We start from the raw sequence: 20,311 nt of genomic DNA, 5'->3' as shown, positions 1-20,311 counted from the left end.
TCAGATGTCGGTTTCGGTCTTGAGCGGCCGCGTCATCAGCGCCGTCACGGCCTGGCCGATGGTCACGGTGCCGTCGAGAATGGCGGCGACAGCGGTGATGATCGGCGCGTCGATGCCGCGCTCGGCGGCGAGGCGGGCGGCGATCGCTGCCGTCGGCACGCCCTCGGCGAGCGGCAGTCCGGCAAGCGGCTTGCCCTGGCCGAGCGCCAGCCCATAGGCGAAATTGCGCGACTGCGCCGAGGAGCAGGTGAGCAGGAGGTCGCCGAGCCCGGAAAGCCCCATCAGCGTCTCCGGCCTGGCGCCAAAGGCGGCGCCGATGCGGCGCAGTTCGACGAAGCCGCGCGTCACCATGGCGGCCTGGGCGCTGGCGCCGAGCCTCGCGCCGGTGACGGCGCCGGCGGCGATGGCGAAGACGTTCTTCAGCGCGCCGCCGATCTCGACGCCGACGAGGTCGTCGCTGGAATAGCAGCGCAGGTTTTCGGCCGAGAAGCGGGCGGCAAGGTCTGCGGCAAGGTCGGCGTCGCGGGCGGCCACCACCACCGCCGTCGGCAGGCCGCGGGCGACATCGGTGGCGAAGCTCGGGCCGGACAGGGCGGCAACCGGATTGTTCGGCAAGGCCTCCTCGACGATCGCCGACAGCAGCGCGCCGGTGTCGCGCTCGATGCCCTTGGCGCAAAGAACCAGCGGAACGCCCGACGGCACATGCTCCCTGGCGCCAGCCAGCATGGCGCGCAGCGCCTGCGCCGGCGCCACCGCGAGCACGCAGTCGGCGCCGTCGAGCGCGGCCGCGATGTCGGTTGTCGCGACGATGCCGGGCTGCAGCGCGATGCCCGGCAGGTAGCGCGGGTTCTCGCCGCGATCGATCGCGGCGACGGTTTCGGGGTCGCGCGCATAGAGGCGCACGAAATGGCCGGCGCGCAGCATGGCCAGCGCCAGCGCCGTGCCCCAGGCGCCGCCGCCAAGCACTGCGACGCGCCAGCCGCTCGGCGCCTCGTGCCCGCTGGTGACCAGCTCGGTCATGCCTTGGCACCGCGCCGGCCGGAGCCGACCATCGGGGCAGAGACGCTGTCCAGCGGCCAGCGCGAGCGCGGCACGAAATCGGCGTCGTTCGTGTGCGCCATCCCGGCGCGCAGGCGCTCGATGCCGGCCCAGGCGATCATCGCCGCATTGTCGGTGCAGAGCTTTTGCGGCGGCGCTATGAAGTCGAAGCCGGCCTCGGCGCAGAGCGCCTCCAGGGTCGCCTTGATTGTCCGGTTGGCGGCGACCCCGCCGGCGACGACGAGCGCCGGCTTGGCCCTGTCAGGGAATTCCTGGCGGAAACGGTTGAGCGCGCGCGAAACACGGTCGCCCAACGCATCCGCCACCGCCGCCTGGAACGAGGCGCAGATGTCGGCGACATCCCGGTCGCTCAAGGGCGCAATGGCGGTCGCGGCCTGGCGCACGGCCGTCTTCAGGCCGGAGAAGGAGAAATCCGGCTGCGCCGAGCCCTTCATCGGGCGCGGCAAGGCAAAGCGGCCCGGATCGCCCGTGGCTGCCGCCTTCTCGACATTCGGACCGCCGGGATAGGGCAGGCCGAGCATCTTGGCCGTCTTGTCGAAGGCTTCGCCGAGCGCGTCGTCGATGGTGGTCGCCCAGCGCTGATAGTCGCCGACGCCGCGCACGGCGACGATCTGGGTGTGGCCGCCGGACACCAGAAGCAGCAAATAGGGGAAGTCGAGCCCGTCGGTCAGCCTTGCGGTCAGCGCATGGCCTTCGAGATGGTTGATGGCGAGCAACGGCTTGTCGGCGGCCGCGGCAATCGCCTTCGCCGTCATCAGCCCGACGATCAGCCCGCCGACAAGGCCGGGACCGGCGGTCGCGGCGATCGCGTCGACCTCGTCCAGCGCAACGCCCGAATCGGCAAGGGCCGCCTCGACGATGCCGTCGAGCGCCTCGACATGCGCGCGCGCGGCGATCTCCGGCACGACGCCGCCGAACGCGGCATGCTCCTCGATCTGGCTGAGCACGATGTTGGAGAGGATTTTGGGCGCGGCGCGGCCATCCAGCGCCACCACGCTGGCCGCGGTCTCGTCGCAACTCGTCTCAATGCCCAGAACGCGGATCAATTGGTCGCTGTCCTCGAAGATTGTATCACCAGCCTTTCCTAGATAGGACATGTGCCGGCAAGACCTCGTGTGCCGGGGGTTATCACGGACAGCGCGCCATGCAAACAAGCTTGAAAATCGGAACACGCGGCAGCCCGCTGGCACTTGCCCAGGCGCATGAGACGCGGACGCGGCTGATGGCGGCGCACGGTCTGCCGGAACAAGCATTCGAGATCGTCGTCATCTCGACCAGCGGCGACCGCATCCAGGACCGGCCACTGTCGGAAGCCGGCGGCAAGGGCCTGTTCACCAAGGAGATCGAGGAAGCGATGCTGGCGGGCAGGATCGACATCGCCGTGCATTCCTCGAAGGACATGCCGACGCTGTTGCCGGAGGGGCTCGAACTCTCTGCTTTCCTGCCGCGCGAGGACGCGCGCGACGCCTTCATAGGCAAGGCGGCGAGGACGATCGCCGAATTGCCTCGGGGCGCCAGGGTCGGGTCGTCGTCGCTCAGGCGCCAGGCGCTGATCCGGCGGATGCGGCCGGATCTCGAGGTGGTGATGTTCCGCGGCAATGTGCAAACCAGGCTGCGCAAGCTGGATGAGGGTGTCGCCGACGGCACCATCCTCGCCTATGCCGGGCTGAAGCGGCTCGGGCTCGGCGATGTCGTCACCGACCTGATGACGCTGGAACAGTTTCCGCCAGCGCCGGGGCAAGGCGCGATCTGCATCGAAAGCCGCATCGGCGACGCCGATGTCGAGCGCATGCTGGCCGCGATCCACGACGCGCCGACCGGCCAGGCGCTGGCCTGCGAGCGAGCCTTCCTGGCGGCGCTCGACGGTTCCTGCCGCACGCCGATCGCCGGTCACGCGACGATAGCGGGCGACAAGCTCTCCTTTGCCGGGCTGATCATCTCGCCCGACGGCGGACAGTCGCATGAGGTCAGGCTGGACGGACCGGCGCCGGATGCCGCCCGGATCGGCGCGGAAGCCGCCAGGGCGGTGCGGGCCAAGGCCGGCGAATCCTTCTTCGACGGCTGGGCCTGACATGCTGCGCGTTCTGGTGACGCGGCCGGAACCGGGCGCCTCGCGAACCGCGCATCGGCTCGAGCAGATGGGCTTTCAGCCGATTCTGCTGCCGCTGACCGAAACGGTGGCGCTGCCGGCCAAGGCAAGCGAAGCGCCGAAGGATGCCATGGCGGTCGCGGTTACCAGCGCCAACGCGGTGCGCTACGCGTCGCGCGAGCTCATCGCCGCGCTTGCCGCTCTGCCCTGTCATGCCATTGGCAAAAGGACAGCGGAAGCGGCGCGCAAGGCAGGATTTACCACGGTCAACGAAGGCCCGGGCGATGCCCTGGCGCTGGCCGATGCCATCGCCGGCGGCTCTGCGGCAGGGACGATCGTCTATCTTTGCGGCCGCGTGCGCTTTCCTGCCTTCGAGCAGCGCCTCTCGGCGGCCGGCATTCCAGTCCGCGCCGTTGAAACCTACGACACGATCGCGCTCGACCATTCCGACGCGGACGTGGCTGCGACCCTGTCCGGCGGGCCAGTCGACGTGGTCCTGCTCTATTCGGCCAAGGCTGCCGTGGCGATGCAGGCCCTGATCCGGCGGCCGGCGCTCGGCGGTTATTTTGAAAAGACGGGATTTTTCGCGCTGTCGGGACGTATCGCCGCAGCGCTCGACGGCGTCGCTCCCGAACGGGTCCGCGTCGCCGCCGAACCGCAGGAAGACGCGCTGATCAGGCTAGTGCTGGCCGGGCGCTAGGCAGAATCTGCGACATGACAGGATGCCTGCTCAGGTCTGTGTCATCACGCCGCCCCTTTTCACCGCTTGGTGATGTGCTAGAGCATCCTTCAGCTCTAGACCCGTTGAACCATCCCAAGCCAATTTGCGGAGCCCAAGCATGGTCAAGACGCCGAAGATGCGACATTCGAAGAGCCGCCGCGAGCCGGTGACGATCGAACTCGAGCCCGGCGCCGTCTCGCGTATTGTCGAGGAGGATGGGGCGAAGACCGTGGAGGCCGAGGCGGAGGAAGCCGCGAGCGCTTCGCAACCCGAGGCTCCGGCGGAGCCGGTGCATGCCGACCAGGTCGATCATGAGCCCTGGGAGCACAGCGACGCTGCCGCGCAGGCCGGAACGGAAGACACCGCCAAGGGCTCGGATGAGGCGGAGCGCCCCTATCCGGCAGGTTCCGAGGCGTCGCCTGATCAGACGCATGGCTCCGACTACAATTTCGAGGATGCCTCGACCAAGGCGGCCGCCGCCGGAGACGCGCCGAAAACAAACCTCGGGAGGGAGGACTATATGGCACCGCAGCCGAAACGCGGCGGCCTCAATGGCATTGCCGCCGGCGTGATCGGCGGCGTCATTGCGCTGGCCGCAGCCGGCGGCCTGCAGTTCGCCGGCCTCATCGGCGCGCCGGGGTCGGGCGGCGCTTCCCTCGACGGCGTCAATGGCGAGATCGCCGCGCTGAAGAGTGAGGTCGCGGGCCTGAAGCAGGCCGGCGGCAATGGCGATGCCTCGGCCAAGGTCGATGGGCTGTCGTCGGCGCTGGACCAGGTCAAGTCGGACGTCGCGGCGCTGAAATCGGCGGTCGAGCAAGGCGGCGCCGGCGACGCCGCCGGTGTTGCCGCGCTTGGCGACAAGCTCAAGCAGGTCGAGACGGCGATCGCCGACCTGCAGAAGGCCGGAACTGCCGCGCCTGTCGATCTCGGGCCGCTCAATGAAAAGCTGGCCGGGCTCGACGCGCTGGTGAAATCCGCCGGCGAGGCGGCGAAGGCTGAGGACGGCCGGCTGGCGGCGCTGGAGCAGTCGGTGTCGCAGCTCTCCGGCAAGGTCGAGGCGCAGGCCTCGCAGCCGAAGATCGCGATGGCCATCGCGGCATCGGCGCTGAAGTCGGCGCTCGACCGAGGCGCGCCGTTCGCTGCCGAGCTCGAAACCTTCGCGGCGATTTCGCCTGACGCGCCGGAGATCGCGACGCTGCGCGCCTATGCCGAGAAGGGCGTTTCGACCCGGACGGACATCGCCGCCGAGGTCGATGCCGCCGCCAACGCGATGGTCGCGGCCGCCACGCCCGTCGATGAGAATGCAGGCTTCCTCCAGAACCTGATGTCGAGCGCCGAATCGCTGGTGAAGGTCCGGCCGATCGGCGCCGTCGAGGGCAAGGGCGCGCCGGAAACCGTGGCGCGCATGGAGGTGGCGGTCAACCAGGGCGACTACGCCAAGGCGCTCAGCGAGTACGACACGCTGCCGGAAGCGGTGAAGGCCGCCGGCGCGGATTTTGCCGGCAAGCTGAAGGCGCGACTGGAGGTCGAAAAGCTGATCGATTCGTTGATTGCCGGCGCGATGAAGGCGTGAGGGAGACCAGATGATCCGCATCCTCATCTTCCTCGCCGTCGTCTTCGCGCTCGGGCTCGGCTTCGCCTGGCTGGCCGATCGTCCCGGCGACATGGTCGTCACCTTCAACGGCTATCAGTATCAGGTCAGCCTGATGGTGGCGGCGGTGGCGGTGGTCGCGGTCGTCGCCGCGGTGATGATCCTGTGGTGGCTGGTGAAGTCGCTGTGGAACAGCCCCTATACCATCTCGCGCTATTTCCGGGTGCGCCGCCGCGACCGCGGCTACCAGGCGCTGTCGACCGGCATGATCGCGGCCGGCGCTGGCGACGGGGCGCTGGCGCGCAAGAAGACCAAGGAAGCGGCCAAGCTGATCCGCTCCGACCAGGAGCCACTGATCCATCTCCTGGAGGCGCAGGCCTCGCTGCTCGAAGGCGATCATGAAGGCGCACGCGAGAAGTTCGAGGCGATGCTCGACGATCCCGAGATGCGGCTGCTCGGCCTGCGCGGCCTCTATCTGGAGGCCGAGCGCCTCGGCGACCGCAACGCCGCCAGGCACTATGCCGGCCGCGCCGCGGCGGTGGCGCCGCAACTTGCCTGGGCCGCCGAATCGACGCTGGAGGAACTGACCGGACGCGGCGACTGGGACGGCGCGCTGAAGCTGGTCGAGGCGCAGAAGTCGACGCGGCAGATCGAGCGCGACGCCGCCAACCGCCGCCGCGCCGTGCTGCTCACCGCCAAGGCGCAGGCGCTGATCGACAGTGACGCCAACGCGGCAAGGGCCGCGGCGCTCGAAGCCAACAAGCTCGTGCCCGAATTCGCGCCGGCGGCGGTCGCCGCCGCCAGGCTGCTGTTTCGGCAAAACGATGTGCGCAAGGGCTCCAAGATCCTCGAAGCGGCGTGGCGGGCCGAGCCGCATCCGGAAATCGCCGAGCTCTATACCCATGCCCGCCCCGGCGATGCCGTCGGCGACCGGCTGAACCGGGCGAAGAAGCTGCAGGATCTGAAGAAGAACCATGCCGAGTCGTCGATGGCGGTTGCCCGCGCGGCGCTCGACGCGCAGGATTTCGCCACCGCCCGGCGCGAGGCGGACGCTGCGATCCGCATGGACCGGCGCGAAGGCGCCTATCTGCTCCTGGCCGACATCGAGGAGGCCGAGACAGGTGACCAGGGCAAGGTGAGGCAATTGCTGTCCAAGGCGGTCCGGGCGCCGCGCGATCCGGCCTGGGTCGCCGACGGCGTCGTCTCCGAGCATTGGGCGCCGGTGTCGCCAGTCACCGGCAAACTCGACGCCTTCGAATGGCGGGCGCCGATGGAGCGGCTCGGGCACCTGATCGACAGCCATGAGGACGGCCCGGAGACAGTCGTGCCGGCGATCACCGTGGCGCCGGCGGCGGAGAAGGAAAAGACGATAGAGGCCGTTGCGCCGGACGGCTCGGTCGCGACCCCGGCCTCAGACGAGGACCAGGTGAAGCCGGTCACCGCGGCCGCCTTTGCCGCCGTGCCCGACGATGCCGAAGGGGTGGAGCCGGCGGAGGAACTGGCGAGGCTGCCCGACGATCCCGGTGTCGATCCGGACGATGAGGCGGAAAAATCGCCGCGCCGGTTTCGTTTGTTTTGAGGCCGGGATCGATCCGGGCCGTATGGGAATGAAATGATGTTCGAACGTGTCCTGTCTTTCCTGAGGGATCTGCCGGCGGGTGCTGCCCGCGCCAACGCGGACGATCCGCGCGTCGCCGCGTCGGCGCTGCTCTACCACGTTATGAGCGCCGACGGCGTGCGCCAGGATGTCGAGTGGGAGCGGTTCAAGGCTGTGTTGGCGCAGACCTATTCGATCAGCGGCGAGGAGCTCGACGCGCTGGCCGCCGCCGGCGAGCGGGCCGACAATGAGGCGATCGACCTCTATGCCTTCACCAGCGTGCTGAAGCGCCATCTCGACGCCGAGGCGCGCAAGGCGTTCGTCGGCCTGATGTGGGAGATCGTCTATGCCGACGGCGAACTGCACGAGCTGGAGGACAACACGGTGTGGCGCGTCGCCGAGCTGATCGGGGTCGAACGGCGCGACCGCGTCGAGGCGCGCCAGAAGGCCGCCGCGCAGGCGCCCGGCGCTCGCGGAACCCCAAGTGACGAATAGACTGGGCGACGAATAGACAGGGGTTCCGCCTTCCGATGCCGCCGAGACCGCGTTCGAAACCAAAGATCCTGATCGTGCTGCATCAGGAGAGTTCGAGCCCCGGTCGCGTCGGCCACATGCTTCTGGAAGAAGGCTTCGATCTCGACATCCGCCGGCCGCCGCTCGGCGATGAATTGCCGGGCACGCTGGACGGCCATGCCGGCGCGGTGGTGTTCGGCGGGCCGATGAGCGCCAATGACGAGGACGATTTCGTCCGCCGCGAGACCAACTGGCTCAACATTCCGCTGAAGGAGAACCGGCCATTGCTCGGCATCTGCCTCGGCGCGCAGATGCTGGTCAACCATCTCGGCGGCAAGGTCGAGGGCCACGGCGAGGGGCTGGTCGAGATCGGCTGGTATCCGCTGAAGGCGACCGAGGCCGGCAAGAAGCTGATGCACTGGCCGGAGATGGTCTACCAGTTCCATCGCGAGGGTTTTTCGCTGCCGAAGGATGCGACGCTGCTGGCGACGGCCGAGACCTATCCCAACCAGGCCTTCCGCTATGGCGACAATGCCTGGGGCATCCAGTTCCATGGCGAACTGACCCGGGTGATGATGCAGCGCTGGGTGGTGCGCGGCGCGCACCGCTTCGAACTGCCCGGCGCGCAGCCCGGCCGCGACCATCTCGGCGGCCGGCTGATCTGGGACATGCACCTCAAGCGCTGGCTGGGCGAATTCCTGGGGCTGATCTTCGGCAAGCCGGCGGTGGGGTAAAGACCAATTGCTTTGAGCAGCGGAGCTTGACCTTAGCTTCCGATTTGTGACGCTGCCGACATCAGCTCCCGAGTGTTCGGGGCGCCGAACAGGCCGCCATCGAGGACCTCGTTGGAGGCCCAGCGAACGACGCCATCGCGGTCCAGCAGGAACTGGCCGACGAGCTGCCCTATGCCGGTTGCCATCATCTGGTGATCCGCTTCAGTGATGTCGTAGCCGTCTTTCTTGTTCAGATATTCGAGCGCCGCAAAAGGGTCCATCGGTTCCGGCATCTCGTCCGGCAATTCGACCCGTATCGACCTCACATCGCTCATCGAAACCTTTTGCGGCCATGCGCTCTCGTCTTCGGTGATCTGCATATTCGGCAACCCAAAGGCGCGGTGTGAAGTCCGCTCCGGATCGGATGCCGCGAGGCCTAGCATCGGATGGTAGCGGAGATAAAGGCGCGCCCGCTCGACAGGTGTGTTTACCACCGTCAGGCTTTCGATGCCCTTCGCCTTGAGGGCTGGGGTGAGTTGCGAAAGTATGGCGATATGGCGCCTGCAAAAGGGGCAATGCAAGCCTCTATACAGTCCGACCAGCACTGGTTTCTCGCCTCGGAAATCGTCGATGGCGATCTTGCCCTCGCGGGTAATCGCGTCGAGCACGAAATTGGGCGCCGTTTCGCCAAGTTGCAGCGGGCCTATGTTGAGACGTTCTGGCATGCTGATCCCTCCTCCCGGGTCAATTCACGACGGATGTGCGGGCGGGCGGCTTGAGCTCATGTGCGGCACATACGTCCTTGGGCATGCTGAAATCGCGGTCGGCCTTAGTCAGGTCGGCGTCGATAGTCCAATTATAGCACGGAGTGGGCGGACGCTAAGGCGTTCTTAAGGAGGGCCACGCTTACCAGATGGCGCTGGTGTCGCTCTCGGCGGCGCCGCGAATCTGTGCTAAGCGCCGCTCAAATCAATCAAAGGACGACAGCTTTGAACGAACTCACCGTGGCCGAGGCGACCGAGAACATCTACGCCTCACTCCGAGCGGACAATGCCGACATCGATGCACATATCGCGACACTCAAGGCGGCGCTGGCACGAGAGGGGAAAAAACAGGCGGTGTTCGATCCGGCCAAATTGGCGCAGAGCAACCGCTCCGGTCGCAAGTTGATGCAGGCCTATTTTCGGCAGCGCGGCGTGAGCGTGAGCTTTTCGGAGTAAGTCTGCCCGCGCCCTATCCCGTTCATCCACGGCGCAGCCTGATTGGCCGAAGTGAACGACAGTTCTGCACCTCATATCGTCATTCCGGAGGTGGGTCCGCTCTCTGACGCCGGACATTGGCGCGGTTGAGACCGGCACGCCTTTCGCGCAAGCAGGCACTGTTCCCCACCCGATCCACCGCGAACTGCTTGCCATGAAAAGAAATGGTTAAGTTCGGGCCCTGCTTGCTTCGCCCCTACATTGTTTTCAAATCAGTCCGTCTTTAGGTTTGCTGCTTAAGATGGCTGCGTTCACGGAAAGGGCGTCGAAGTGCGTTTCATCCTTCTGTTGTCGTTTCTCGCTTCTCTCGCGTCGTCGACCGTTTTGGCGAAGGAGGTCTATCACAACGTGGCCAGCCGAGATTCGTTGTATCGCGCCAACATACTCGGCCGCATGATGAACGCTCTGACGCTACACAAAGAATTTGACGATAAATGCGATTTGGTTCCACTGATAGATATTAAGGCATTGGAAAATTACTACAAAAAGCTGACTTGGAGTCTTAGCCCTTCAGATATCACACTGGTACAAAAAATCTACTTCGACGCCCAAAGCACTTGGAGTGGCAAAGACGGCGGGATACCCGGAGAAGAGTGTGATGACCTGGGCGCTGAAATTCTTGATTTCGATATTGGAACCTCGAACCCCCGCGAAGAGATGCTAAGTCTACTCGATGCGACGCCGCGTGGCAGTTCACAGTATAAAATCCACGCAGCAGCGGTGGCATGGGGTGGATATCTCGGGGCTTCCATTACCTGTCCAGACTACTCTGTCAGTTCGGTCGCCGTGAATAAGATCCAAGAAAGCAACAGGGACGAGTTCCGAATTCCGTACCTATTGGCACTGATGGCCGCCGTTAAAGCTCCTCCTGATTGTCGAGATGTAGAGCCTTTCGCACGTGATGGCGGTGTGTATCGCGCTAGAAAGAAGTGAGAAGACCTGAGCCTACGCGTTCGTCCCATGGCAGCCCGGCCGCAGTCTATGAGCTGTTGGAGCTGGCGAGAGGTGGAGTCAAGCTGGGTGCAGTGAGGCGCAGGCGCGGCCTTCAGGACCGCGCGGCTTCCTCCGAAACCCATTTGCGGAACGCAGCGATAGGACCAGTTCCCCGGTGGTGATCTCCTCGTGGAGCACGGCGAGGTCTCCGATCGCGACGCCCTGGCTCATGGCCGCGGCGCGATAGGCCATATCGGCGCTGGGAAAGGCCTCACCCGAGTTCAAATCGAGAAGATTAGGCGCGAATTGCCCAGCCCAAACATTCCAATCGTGCCGATCAGGCGTTTCATGCAGCAGGTTATGGTGAACCATGTCGGCAGGACAGGTTAGTGGCACGCGATGACCCACCTGGCCGGTCCGGCGGTTCGCCGTGCTGACGTCGCGTGCAGGCAATCTTAGGTACTATGTGGCAAGATTGGCTTCCCACTACCGGCAAGCCGATCCCGAGACCCAATGCACCCATCTGAACGGCTCAGATTCTGGAGCGAGCGACTTGCGGACGATGTTTCGCCTCGCGCCATGCTGGCCAGCATCTCCGACGATGCGAGCAAGCGCCTGGTCGCATTGCGAGCGGCCATGCGCGCCTTCCCTGGAATTGCACGCATTGGCGATGGGCCCTGGGGATTGGGGCGCGAAATAGAGCTTCCCATTCGCTTGCATTCAATCCGGGCAATCTTCGTCACCTGGAGCGAATTCGTATTCGATGGTGTTCGCAACGATGCGCGGCGTGAGGCCTTCGACGCCCTTGCGACGCCGCTGGCCAAACTCGACGAGGCGCTTCCCGACTTCTACCAGCGCAATATAATAAGCAGCGACTATGCCGTTGCTGCCTGGCAGGACGCGACCGAAGCTGCTCGAAGGGGAGTTTCGCTTGTCGAAGCGATTGCGGCGCTGGAATTTCGCGACCTCGCATTCGATCGGGACCGCTCCTATCGGGATTTGCTCGACACGCTCAGCATATACGGTCCGACCGGACGCGATGACATGGCCAGGTGGCGGGCGGCGCAACGCGTCGCCATAGCGGCGGATTGCGCTGTCCTGCGAGAAGGCGAGATGACAAGATCGGAACTTGCGCTTGCTCCGCTTTGGCCTGATGCGACCACAGCCGCCCTGGAAACCAATCTCACGATGAGCCTGAGTTTCAAAAACGCGCAAGATCTGGGACATGGCATTGAGAAGTGGCTACGCGAGCGCAAGGACGGTTCCCTGATCCTCGGCATCGGCGTTGAGCAAGCGCGAGAGCGCGTCGTGCGGACGGCGAATCTCGCCTGTTCATTCTGGGAAACCCGGCCCGCTACCGACGCGTGCCATGCTTTCGACTATTGCCTGCACGGAGATTTGCAGAACCCGACCTGGGGCAGCGAGACAAGCCGCCGACCCTGACTGCCGAAAGTTCGATGAGTGATAGAACAAGCGGACGGTGTCCGTGCGACCGCGACGCTTCTGCCGTGCGGTCCCACTGGCAAATCGACAACGCATTCCCGCACACGTCTCGCAGCAAATTTGCTATGCATATGCGAGGGAGAAGGGGGAAACAGATGAAACACGATTCTGGCTTGCCGTCAGACGCGACGCCCCTAACGCAAAAGCAAAGTAAGATCTCGTGTCGTCTTCAGATGTAACGGGTTCATCCAGCCACGCGGGCTGGGGATTGGCTGCAAAGCTGTTTACAACCCTCGTCCTTCTTGGCGCCATCGCGGTCATGGTCAGCGGGGCGCTCGGTTACTTCCGCGCCCGCGACGCTCTCGAAAAAGCAGTCTTTGACCAACTCACGGCCGCTCGCCAGACCAAGACGCGCCAGGTTGAAAACTACTTCCGCACGATCCAGGCGGAACTGCGACTGCTTGCGACTTCCAAGATGGTGGTCGATGCGACACGCGAGTTCCGGACCGCGGTCGAGCAACTCGACCGGGCAGGCGCGCCGCCTGAGTTGCGGCAGAGGGTCGGCGATTGGTACACTGAGAACTTCATCCCCGGAATGACGCGCACCCTGGGCAGGGAACCAGCCCTGTCGGACTACCTGCCGGTCGATGGTGCCCCCTACGATCTGCAGTATCACTACATTGTGGAAAATCCGAACCCCGCGGAGCGGCGCAAGCTTCTCGACGACGCCGGCGACGGAAGCGAATACTCCAGGCTGCATGCCATATATCATCCATTGATGCGCGCGGCGGCTACCACGGTGGGCTTTTTCGATCTCATGATTGCCGACCCCAAATCAGGTCGCCTGATCTATACGGTCGAGAAGGAGGTGGATTTCACCACGTCTCTTCAGTTGGGTCCGTATCGCAGCGCCAACGTCGCGGCTGCCGTCGCCCGCTGCTCGCAGATCGCAGACCCATCAGCCATCTGCCTCGTGGATTTCGCCTCTTATGCGCCGTCAGGCGGCGCGCCGATCGCCTTCATGGCAGCACCGGTGATTGCCCAGGGCGCCGTCATCGGCGTGCTGGTCGCGAAACTGTCGAATGATGAGATCGACAGTGTTGTCACCGGCAACCGCCGCTGGCGGCAGGAAGGGTTCGGCGGCACGGGTGGGGCCTATCTCGTCGGACCCGATTATCTGGCGCGCTCTGGCCCGCGGGCATTCTACGAGAACCGGGATAGCTTCTTCGCCGACCTCAAGTCCGTCGGCGCCTCGGAAGAGGAGATCGCCGCCATTCAGCGTTACGGGACACCAGTGCTGCATCAGCGCATTGACACCGAGGCCTCCCGTGCCGCGCTCGCCGGTGTCGAGGGCACGGGCGAGATCATCGGATACCGTGGCGTCCCAACGCTCGCTTCATGGGGACCGCTCGCGATTTCCGACCTCAAGTGGGCTCTCGTCGCCAAGGTCGACAGCGCCGAGGCCTTCGCACCGATCGCCGAACTCCGCCGGGATCTGTTGCTCGTCGGAGGACTGGCGATGCTTGTGGTCGCGGCCACCGCCGCCTGGCTTTCGCGCGCGCTGCTCGGACCGCTCCGCGATCTCACTGCCGGGGTGAAACGCTTCTCTGCCGGCGACTATGCGACCAGCGTGCCGGTCCGCACGCGCGACGAGATTGGCGAACTCTGCTCGGCCTTCAATGGCATGGTTGAGGATCTGCGCCAGAAGAATGTCGTGATCGAGAACAAGAACCGCGAGAATGAGCAGCTGCTGCTCAACGTCCTGCCGGCACCGATCGCCAATCGGCTGCGCGCTGGCGAGGAGAGGATCGCCGACGGCTTCGCCGAGGTCACGGTCGCCTTCGCAGACCTGGTCGGGTTCACGGCACTGACATCGGAAATGCCGCCGCACGATGTCGTGGTGTTTCTCAACGGACTCTTCACGCGCTTCGACGTTGCCGCCAACGATCTTGGCATCGAGAAGATCAAGACGGTGGGCGACTCCTATATGGCGGTGTGCGGCCTGCCCGTGCCGATGGCCAACCACGCCGAGCGCATGGTCCGCATGGCCATCCGCATGGTCCACATTACCCGTGAGCACGCGATGGAACACAACGTCTCGATGAAGCTCAGGGTTGGCGTCAACAGCGGGCCAGTGGTCGCCGGAGTCATTGGGAAGAGTAAGTACATCTATGATTTATGGGGTGACACGGTGAACCTGGCGAGCCGCATGGAGTCTGGCGGAGTTCCCGATTCTGTTCAGGTAACGCGCCCCGTCTACGAACAGCTCAAGCACCAATTCGTCTTCGAGCCGCGGGGCGCCATCGAAGTCAAAGGCAAGGGAAAAGTGGAAGCCTGGGTGTTGAGGTTCTAGTCGCGGGGGGCAGCTCCGATGGTGTCCATGCGTTCAATGAGCCGATCCAAGATCAAGGCCACAAATGGCAAAGTGGCTGCTTTGGGGACGCGACGAAAATGTTGCCGACGACCGGGATGAGGTCCGAAGTCGAAATGGCTTGTCGCGCTCACCCCCCAAAAGCGGATGGACGGCTTCCAGCTAACTGCGGCATTTTCCACTTTGAGGCGAAATAGTTCTCAACTATGGTTTGCCAGCCTAAAGGCATGGGGGATTGCCGATGGTTTTATCACGCAGGGGTGTCGTGACCGGCGGCCTGGCATTGGTCGCGGTCGGTGCAACCGGCAATACTGTTCGAGCCGCGGCGGCAAAATCCTATTTCGCCGGTACCGCCACCGACAACAATTTTGTCTATCGAAAGACCAACTTCGCCAAGATCGACAAGAGATGGCATCGCCAGATCGTCAAGTATTTCAGCAGCGAGTCGGTCGGCACCGTCGTGGTCGATACCCGCCACCACTTTCTCTACCTCATCATGGAAAACAAGACCGCCATCCGCTACGGCGTCGGCGTCGGCAAGGAGGGCTTCAAATGGTACGGCCGCGCGACGATCGACCGCCGCGCGCTGTGGCCGCAATGGGTCCCGCCCCCCGAAATGCTTAAGCGCAGACCGGAGCTACCGCCCATGATCGCAGGCGGCGCGCCCAACAATCCGCTCGGGCCGCGCGCGCTCTATCTGTATCGCGACGGCGCCGACATCGGCTACCGCCTGCATGGCACGCTGGAACCGTGGAGCATCGGCACCGACGCTTCCAGCGGCTGCATCCGCATGTTCCCGGAAGACATCATCGACCTCTACCAGCGGTGCCCGATCGGCACTGCGGTGGAGGTCCTGCCGCACATCGCCGACCAGGCGCCCGCCTCCACCACTGTCGAATGATGGCGCACCATGAACCGCATGATTGAAAACACGCGTCGGCTGCTCGCCGCCGGCCTGCTGGTGGTGGCCGCATCGTGCTCGACCAGCAACACGCTGGCCCCGCCCACGCCCGACGTCACCAACGCCGAGATTGCCGGCTTCCAAAACGTGCAGCCGGGTAGCGAGGAGGATTTTATCCTCAATGTCGGCCGCCGCACCTTTTTCACGAAAGGTTCGGCGGAGCTCGATTCTGTCGCCAAGACCACCCTCGACACCCAGATCGCCTGGTTGGCAAAGTATCCGCGCTGGCTGCTCAAGCTGCAGGGTTTCGCCGACGATCCCGGCGCAAGCGAAACGGCGCTGTCGCAGCAGCGCGCCGATGCCGTGATGAACTACCTCGCCGCCGGCGGTATAGACCGCAACCGCATGTGGGCGAAGGGCTACGGCAAGGACAGGCTGGTCCGCGACTGTCCCGACACCGCCTGCAGGTCGCAGAACCGCCGCGTTGTGTCCAATCTGCGCGACGAGAGGGACGACTCGTAGGGGGCAGTTTTGCCTGTCACCAAATCAGAGCCTCACAGCGCGACGGAATTTACCCGTCTTGGCACTCCGGCCTGTATCATCCGCCAGCGCCCGCATTGGCTTCGGGCATAACCTGCAGCAACGGTTGCGGTGATACTGCGATCTCTCCCGTGAAGGGCCGGTCGTGGGCGAGAATTAACAAAACGGATGCCGCCACGCCGGTCGCAAAACTTCCAAGAGCGATCGCCGATGCCATTCGGTTGTCACTATGGACGACCGCGATCGCGAGAAGAGCACAGAAGGCTTGCAGGATCAGGCAGGCCCACTTCGTGGGGTTGACTTGTGCCGAGCTGACGAGAACCCGTTGGCGACGCGCCTCGAAGGCATCTTCAAGCGCCCTCGTCATCTCGCGCTGCGCGATCTCCTGGCCGGGATTGGCTGGCGCCAAAGCCAGCGTCGTCCGCAGCGCCTCGTTAAGCGCCGGCGGGATTATGGTGAGGGTCGCCGCGCTCTCGGCCATCAGCGGCCACTCCCGGCTCGTCGTTTCCTCGATATAGCTGCGCACCAGCGCCAGTAGGCGCGCCTCGGGCTCCCCTGGAAAACTGCTCGCCAGAACCACGGCCGACCGCAACGCACTGGCCTCACGATTGACTGACGCATTGGCGCGATCGTTGTCGCTCCAGACCTGAGCCGCGGTGAACGCCACAAATAGGCCAAAGATGATCCCGAGCGGCGGCAACATGCCAGGCGAAAGCGCCTTGAACGACCGCGCCGCGGAGCCCGCAGACAGAGCGGCGATGACTTGGTGCAAGATCAAGGCGACGATATAGGTGGCCCCGAACACTACGACAGCCATCCAAGCGAGTGGAAGAGTATGCAACCAGCCACTCATAGTAGCCCCTGCCCTATCCTGAGAATTCGTCGTCAGGCGTTTGTAAGGCCGTCATTCCGCTCGTGGCAATGCCACTGTGTTCCTTCGTGTCGACAATCTCTACGCATGGCAGCGAGTGTCAGCTTTGCGCCTAATCTCGGTCGTCGCACGGATCCTGCCCGCACCCCAATAGCAGACATCTGAGTGAACAGGCGAAGGTGAGGGGCGTTTGCGCCCTCAACGGACATTGATCGATGAAACCCACGGGCATTGCCCTCATAGTCAAAAGACGAGCCTATATCTGACGAGAGCAAGCCGGCGATCCAAAGGATGCGCCCTTTAGTCGGGAAGGCCAGCCTTGCGGTAGCCTTCGACGAAGCGCTGGAGCACTTCCTCGTCGTCGAATGGCTGTGATGTTGCCCAGTGCCCGATGCTGAAATGGGGATCGCTCATCAGGAAGAATTCCGCCTCTTGACGAGCTTCATCAAGGCGCCCGAGCTGCGCAAGGGCTGCCGCTAAGATGCGCCGCGACGTGGTGCGGTAGGTTTCCGGCCTGCGTAAGGCCTCGACCGCAGATTGATAGTCGCCGAGCGCATAATAGGCTTGACCGGCCATCCAGTAGTACCATCCCGGAGGGTGCGGATTGAGCCGCAACGCCCGCTTCACAAATTCGACGCCCTTGACGGCGTCGCCCCTTAAGGTGATGAGATCCGAGCGCATCGCCCAGGCATCGGCATGATTGGGATCGAGCTTGAAGGTCGCTTCGAACTCAGCATCCGATTCCGGGAAGCGCCGTTCGTGACTAAGTATGATACCCAGCAACCAGCGGTTCCCGGCATCGTTAGGGTCGAGCGCCACTGCCCGCTGAGCTTCCGCGAGGGCGCGAGGCTGGTTGGTTTCCCTCGGCTCGTTCCAGAACAGCCAGCCGAGCCAAAGATTGAGGGCCAGCAAGCTATGTGCTTCGGCATAGTCGGGATCGAGTCCGATCGCCTTTTCCAGGAGGGTGCGCGCTTCCCGCGCGCCTAACCCGGTCTGAAAACTGACACCGCGGGCTCGCACACAGAGGTCATACGCTTCGAGACTCGTCGGCCGTTTGCGCGCCGGCTGTCCGGCCAATCGACCGACGAGGGCTTCGACGATCTTGGCCGTGACCTCATCCTGCACTGCAAAGATATCCTCGAGGCTGCTGTCGTAACGCTCGGCCCAGATATGATCGCCGCCGACCGCGTCGATCAGCTGCGCATTGATGCGCACGCGCCCCGCGGCGCGCCGGGCGCTGCCTTCAATCACATAGCGCACCCCAAGATCACGCGCGGCCAAACGCACATCGACCGACCGCCCCTTGTAAGCAAAGGTCGAGTTGCGCGCGATGACGAAGAGGCCGGCTGAGCGAGACAGGTCGGTGATCAAGTCTTCGGTCAAGCCGTCGACAAAGGTTTCCTGCTCCGGATCGTTGCTCATGTTGGTAAAAGGCAAGACCGCGATCGAGGGCCTGTCGGGCAGTTCCAGCGATGCCAGTCGCCCTACCGGAGCCGCTCTCGGAAGCTGCAGGTTCACGCGATAGCAGTATACCGGCTCGGCTATGTTCTTCACCCGCTGCTCGCCCATGGGCTCGAACGCAAACGCTAGCTTCTGCCTAACCTCCTTGGACACCTTCTCCGAAACGCAGATGCCACCGGGCTCGGCGAGTTGTTGGAGGCGCGACGCCACATTCACACCCTCGCCATAGCGATCGTCCCCTTCGACGATCACTTCCCCAAGGTTGATTCCGATCCGGACTTCGAAGCGCTGGTCTTCGGCGACGCTCGCGTTACGTTCCGCCATGCCGCGCTGAAGCGTGACCGCGCATTCGACTGCATCTACCACGCTGCCGAACTCCGCCAGCAGGCCGTCTCCCATCAGCTTGAAGATTCGCCCGTGTCGCGTCTCGATTTCCGGCTCGAACAGCTCTTTGCGGCCACGTTTCAGCCGATCGAAGGTGCCCGCTTCATCCGCCTCCATGAGCGCCGAGTACCCTACGACATCGATGGCAAGGATGGCAGCGAGCTTCCGCTCCATGTTGAGCCCCAGTCAAGATTCGCGACACGCAAGCCGCGGGCCCGAGGGACCGGCGCCTCCAGCGTGCCCTCACCGGTCTATCATACCACAGATCACGCTTCTTGAGGCTATGACTCGCGCGACGCCTTGGCGATCCCTGCCGCAGCGCCACTGACGAGCGGGTCCCACCTTACCTGCTGCTTGTTCGCGGCAGTTGCCCCGCAATCGGACAGTGACGGCTTCGGGTCCAATTCAGGACCTTAGCTCCATCGGTTAAAATGTCCGCTATTCGCTTCGCATACAAACGCCAGAACGGCCTTTCCGCGTCTCGATAATCGCACGTTTAGGGTCGCCTTTGACGCGGATCCGTTCAGTTTCGCATGCCGAAGGAACCGCGGCTTTGCGCTGCATGTCGGCCGTATAGTTCACCTTTGCATTTCCTGAAAGCTGACGTGCAGCGACTGCACTCGCGACCTGGTGATGCCAAGTGAAGGTCTAACCGACGAACGGAAATGCAGAGCCGTCTTACCCGATTGGATCCACCATCGCCTGTGACAGGCGGGTGAACCGGTGGAATGGCCACAGAAGAAAAGGGCAAATGAGGAGGGCGGCAGCGCCCAGGTCGAGCGCGGCCGTCGCGGTGCCAGCCCAAACGGCAAGCCTGCCGCCGATCGCTGGCGCGGCCAGCATGCCGGCATAGTAGACGGTGTAGAACACTCCCATCCCGATCGATCGCGTCCTTTGATCGAGCACGCGCGTGGGCAAGCTCATGATCGCGCCGGCCGGCAGGCCGCATACGATCCCCGTGGCGATGATGAGGGGCAGCAATGGTCCGTTCCGCGACAGAAGGAGCATCAGCATTGCGAAACCCGCACAGCCTAGAGTGAGAATCGCACCGCCCCGTCTGGTGCGATCGACCAGCAAGCCACCCAGCGGGACTGAAAGCATAGCCAGCCAAAGCACGACACTGATCGCCGAGCCTGCCGCCGCGTTGGACCATCCGCGATCGACAAGCATCTCGGGACCGAAGCTGAAGACCATTGCGAAGCCGACATTGTAGAGGCACCAGATCAGGCCGGCGGTGACCAGCGCATAGCTTGTACCGGCTGAAATGGCCAAGCGCGCTATTCTCCCGGCATGTGACGCCTCCGGGGCGCGATAGACGAAGGCCATGAGGCCGATGCCAACCATAATCAGAACCGAAACGGCAAGGCCGACTGCGGCCATCCCGAACGTCGTCCCGATTGCCGGCAGCAGCATGAGAGCGATGGCGATACCCGCTGGCCACGAGTTGATGTAGATAGCCATCGCGGTTGCGATCTCCCGGCCGGCAAACCAGTCGGCGACCATCTTGGTCATCAGGACATTCAGGAGGACACCGCCTGTGCCGCCGATCAGTCGGCCACCGATCTGCAGGCTCCAGGATGTCGAAGCCGTCGTCAGCATTTCACCCGCCAGCATCATCAGCAGGCCGGCGAGAACGGTCGACTTGTCGCCATGGCGCTGGCCGATCGTCGCGCCGGGCAGGGCCAGTGCGACCCCCGGCGCCAGATAAAGGCCGATCAGAATCCCGATGTCGGCCAGGCTCGCCCCGAGGCTGTCGCCGACAAGGGGCGCGACAGCGGCAATGCTCTGAAATTGAAAGGCCATTGCGGTGCGGGCGACGAACAGGACCGCAAGGATTGTCCAGCGACTGCGCACGGTTCCCCCCA

General features: G+C 64.2%; 18 protein-coding genes. 12 read left to right on the top strand and 6 right to left on the bottom strand.

The features are described 5' to 3' along the window. Positions 1 to 1,020: an NAD(P)H-dependent glycerol-3-phosphate dehydrogenase gene (locus EN846_RS15975; protein WP_128345966.1), complete on the bottom strand. Its 1,020-nt coding sequence runs from the start codon at positions 1,018 to 1,020 to the stop codon at positions 1 to 3. Further along, on the bottom strand, positions 1,017 to 2,102 hold the full coding sequence (tsaD, locus tag EN846_RS15970) for a tRNA (adenosine(37)-N6)-threonylcarbamoyltransferase complex transferase subunit TsaD (protein WP_187331386.1): 1,086 nt from the start codon (positions 2,100 to 2,102) through the stop codon (positions 1,017 to 1,019). The genes EN846_RS15975 and tsaD overlap by 4 nt, the downstream gene beginning before the upstream one ends. A 101-nt stretch (positions 2,103 to 2,203) precedes the next feature. Between tsaD and hemC the strand changes: the two genes are divergently transcribed. The 6 genes from hemC (at position 2,204) to EN846_RS15940 (ending at position 8,304) form a co-directional block, all read left to right on the top strand. Beyond that, entirely contained in the window at positions 2,204 to 3,130 is a 927-nt protein-coding gene (gene hemC, locus EN846_RS15965; protein WP_127391792.1) for a hydroxymethylbilane synthase, read from the top strand. Between the two features lies 1 nt (position 3,131). Then, on the top strand, positions 3,132 to 3,848 hold the full coding sequence (locus EN846_RS15960) for a uroporphyrinogen-III synthase (protein WP_127391791.1): 717 nt from the start codon (positions 3,132 to 3,134) through the stop codon (positions 3,846 to 3,848). A gap of 139 nt (positions 3,849 to 3,987) precedes the next feature. Further along, positions 3,988 to 5,442: a COG4223 family protein gene (locus EN846_RS15955; protein WP_127391790.1), complete on the top strand. Its 1,455-nt coding sequence runs from the start codon at positions 3,988 to 3,990 to the stop codon at positions 5,440 to 5,442. A 10-nt stretch (positions 5,443 to 5,452) separates the two neighbouring features. Further along, the gene (locus EN846_RS15950) at positions 5,453 to 7,039 is read left to right on the top strand and encodes a heme biosynthesis protein HemY (RefSeq protein ID WP_127391789.1); all 1,587 of its coding nucleotides are present in this window, start codon (positions 5,453 to 5,455) and stop codon (positions 7,037 to 7,039) included. A 36-nt stretch (positions 7,040 to 7,075) separates the two neighbouring features. Beyond that, entirely contained in the window at positions 7,076 to 7,552 is a 477-nt protein-coding gene (locus tag EN846_RS15945; protein ID WP_127311882.1) for a TerB family tellurite resistance protein, read from the top strand. 35 nt (positions 7,553 to 7,587) lie between these two features. Continuing rightward, positions 7,588 to 8,304: a glutamine amidotransferase gene (locus EN846_RS15940; protein WP_127287384.1), complete on the top strand. Its 717-nt coding sequence runs from the start codon at positions 7,588 to 7,590 to the stop codon at positions 8,302 to 8,304. Between the two features lie 32 nt (positions 8,305 to 8,336). Here the strand turns inward: EN846_RS15940 and EN846_RS15935 are convergent, their stop codons facing one another. Then, positions 8,337 to 9,008, bottom strand: coding sequence for a peroxiredoxin-like family protein (locus EN846_RS15935; protein WP_127391788.1), 672 nt, complete (start codon positions 9,006 to 9,008; stop codon positions 8,337 to 8,339). A gap of 264 nt (positions 9,009 to 9,272) precedes the next feature. On the opposite strand from EN846_RS15935, the gene EN846_RS15930 reads away from it, so the two are divergent. The 6 genes from EN846_RS15930 (at position 9,273) to EN846_RS15900 (ending at position 15,712) form a co-directional block, all read left to right on the top strand. Continuing rightward, positions 9,273 to 9,503 carry a hypothetical protein gene (locus EN846_RS15930; protein ID WP_127283060.1) on the top strand — a complete coding sequence of 77 codons (231 nt, stop codon included), beginning with the start codon at positions 9,273 to 9,275 and terminating at the stop codon, positions 9,501 to 9,503. A 309-nt stretch (positions 9,504 to 9,812) separates the two neighbouring features. Continuing rightward, the gene (locus tag EN846_RS15925; protein WP_127391787.1) at positions 9,813 to 10,475 is read left to right on the top strand and encodes a hypothetical protein; all 663 of its coding nucleotides are present in this window, start codon (positions 9,813 to 9,815) and stop codon (positions 10,473 to 10,475) included. A gap of 579 nt (positions 10,476 to 11,054) precedes the next feature. Next, entirely contained in the window at positions 11,055 to 11,918 is an 864-nt protein-coding gene (locus EN846_RS15915) for a hypothetical protein (RefSeq protein WP_127391785.1), read from the top strand. A gap of 268 nt (positions 11,919 to 12,186) precedes the next feature. Beyond that, positions 12,187 to 14,271, top strand: coding sequence for an adenylate/guanylate cyclase domain-containing protein (locus EN846_RS15910; protein WP_127391784.1), 2,085 nt, complete (start codon positions 12,187 to 12,189; stop codon positions 14,269 to 14,271). A 259-nt stretch (positions 14,272 to 14,530) separates the two neighbouring features. After that, positions 14,531 to 15,190, top strand: coding sequence for a L,D-transpeptidase (locus EN846_RS15905; RefSeq protein ID WP_128345968.1), 660 nt, complete (start codon positions 14,531 to 14,533; stop codon positions 15,188 to 15,190). Positions 15,191 to 15,199: 9 nt separating this feature from the next. After that, on the top strand, positions 15,200 to 15,712 hold the full coding sequence (locus EN846_RS15900; RefSeq protein ID WP_135858941.1) for an OmpA family protein: 513 nt from the start codon (positions 15,200 to 15,202) through the stop codon (positions 15,710 to 15,712). A 76-nt stretch (positions 15,713 to 15,788) separates the two neighbouring features. Here EN846_RS15900 and EN846_RS15895 read toward each other — a convergent pair whose 3' ends face one another. The 3 genes from EN846_RS15895 to EN846_RS15885 form a co-directional block, all read right to left on the bottom strand. Continuing rightward, complete coding sequence (locus tag EN846_RS15895; protein WP_245493227.1) at positions 15,789 to 16,535, bottom strand: DUF4239 domain-containing protein; 747 nt, start codon at positions 16,533 to 16,535, stop codon at positions 15,789 to 15,791. Between the two features lie 366 nt (positions 16,536 to 16,901). Beyond that, complete coding sequence (locus EN846_RS15890) at positions 16,902 to 18,620, bottom strand: adenylate/guanylate cyclase domain-containing protein (protein WP_127309192.1); 1,719 nt, start codon at positions 18,618 to 18,620, stop codon at positions 16,902 to 16,904. 504 nt (positions 18,621 to 19,124) lie between these two features. Next, positions 19,125 to 20,300, bottom strand: a complete 1,176-nt coding sequence (locus EN846_RS15885; protein ID WP_127283068.1) for an MFS transporter — start codon at positions 20,298 to 20,300, stop codon at positions 19,125 to 19,127. Between the last annotated feature and the right edge of the window lie 11 nt (positions 20,301 to 20,311).

The sequence above is a fragment of the Mesorhizobium sp. M4B.F.Ca.ET.203.01.1.1 genome (genome assembly GCF_004791025.1).
In the GTDB taxonomy this organism is placed as follows: Bacteria; Pseudomonadota; Alphaproteobacteria; order Rhizobiales; family Rhizobiaceae; genus Mesorhizobium; species Mesorhizobium abyssinicae.
Note: the sequence above shows the minus strand (reverse complement) of the source record. Positions and strands in the feature narration are given on the sequence as shown.

Coding starts and splice junctions, on each gene's coding strand:
- hemC (WP_127391792.1), top strand. CDS start 2,204: ATGCAAACAAGCTTGAAAATCGGAACACGCGGCAGCCCGCTGGCACTT.
- EN846_RS15900 (WP_135858941.1), top strand. CDS start 15,200: ATGAACCGCATGATTGAAAACACGCGTCGGCTGCTCGCCGCCGGCCTG.
- EN846_RS15945 (WP_127311882.1), top strand. CDS start 7,076: ATGTTCGAACGTGTCCTGTCTTTCCTGAGGGATCTGCCGGCGGGTGCT.
- EN846_RS15975 (WP_128345966.1), bottom strand. CDS start 1,020: ATGACCGAGCTGGTCACCAGCGGGCACGAGGCGCCGAGCGGCTGGCGC.
- EN846_RS15915 (WP_127391785.1), top strand. CDS start 11,055: ATGCTGGCCAGCATCTCCGACGATGCGAGCAAGCGCCTGGTCGCATTG.
- EN846_RS15950 (WP_127391789.1), top strand. CDS start 5,453: ATGATCCGCATCCTCATCTTCCTCGCCGTCGTCTTCGCGCTCGGGCTC.
- EN846_RS15890 (WP_127309192.1), bottom strand. CDS start 18,620: ATGGAGCGGAAGCTCGCTGCCATCCTTGCCATCGATGTCGTAGGGTAC.
- EN846_RS15940 (WP_127287384.1), top strand. CDS start 7,588: ATGCCGCCGAGACCGCGTTCGAAACCAAAGATCCTGATCGTGCTGCAT.
- EN846_RS15935 (WP_127391788.1), bottom strand. CDS start 9,008: ATGCCAGAACGTCTCAACATAGGCCCGCTGCAACTTGGCGAAACGGCG.
- EN846_RS15955 (WP_127391790.1), top strand. CDS start 3,988: ATGGTCAAGACGCCGAAGATGCGACATTCGAAGAGCCGCCGCGAGCCG.
- EN846_RS15905 (WP_128345968.1), top strand. CDS start 14,531: ATGGTTTTATCACGCAGGGGTGTCGTGACCGGCGGCCTGGCATTGGTC.
- EN846_RS15960 (WP_127391791.1), top strand. CDS start 3,132: ATGCTGCGCGTTCTGGTGACGCGGCCGGAACCGGGCGCCTCGCGAACC.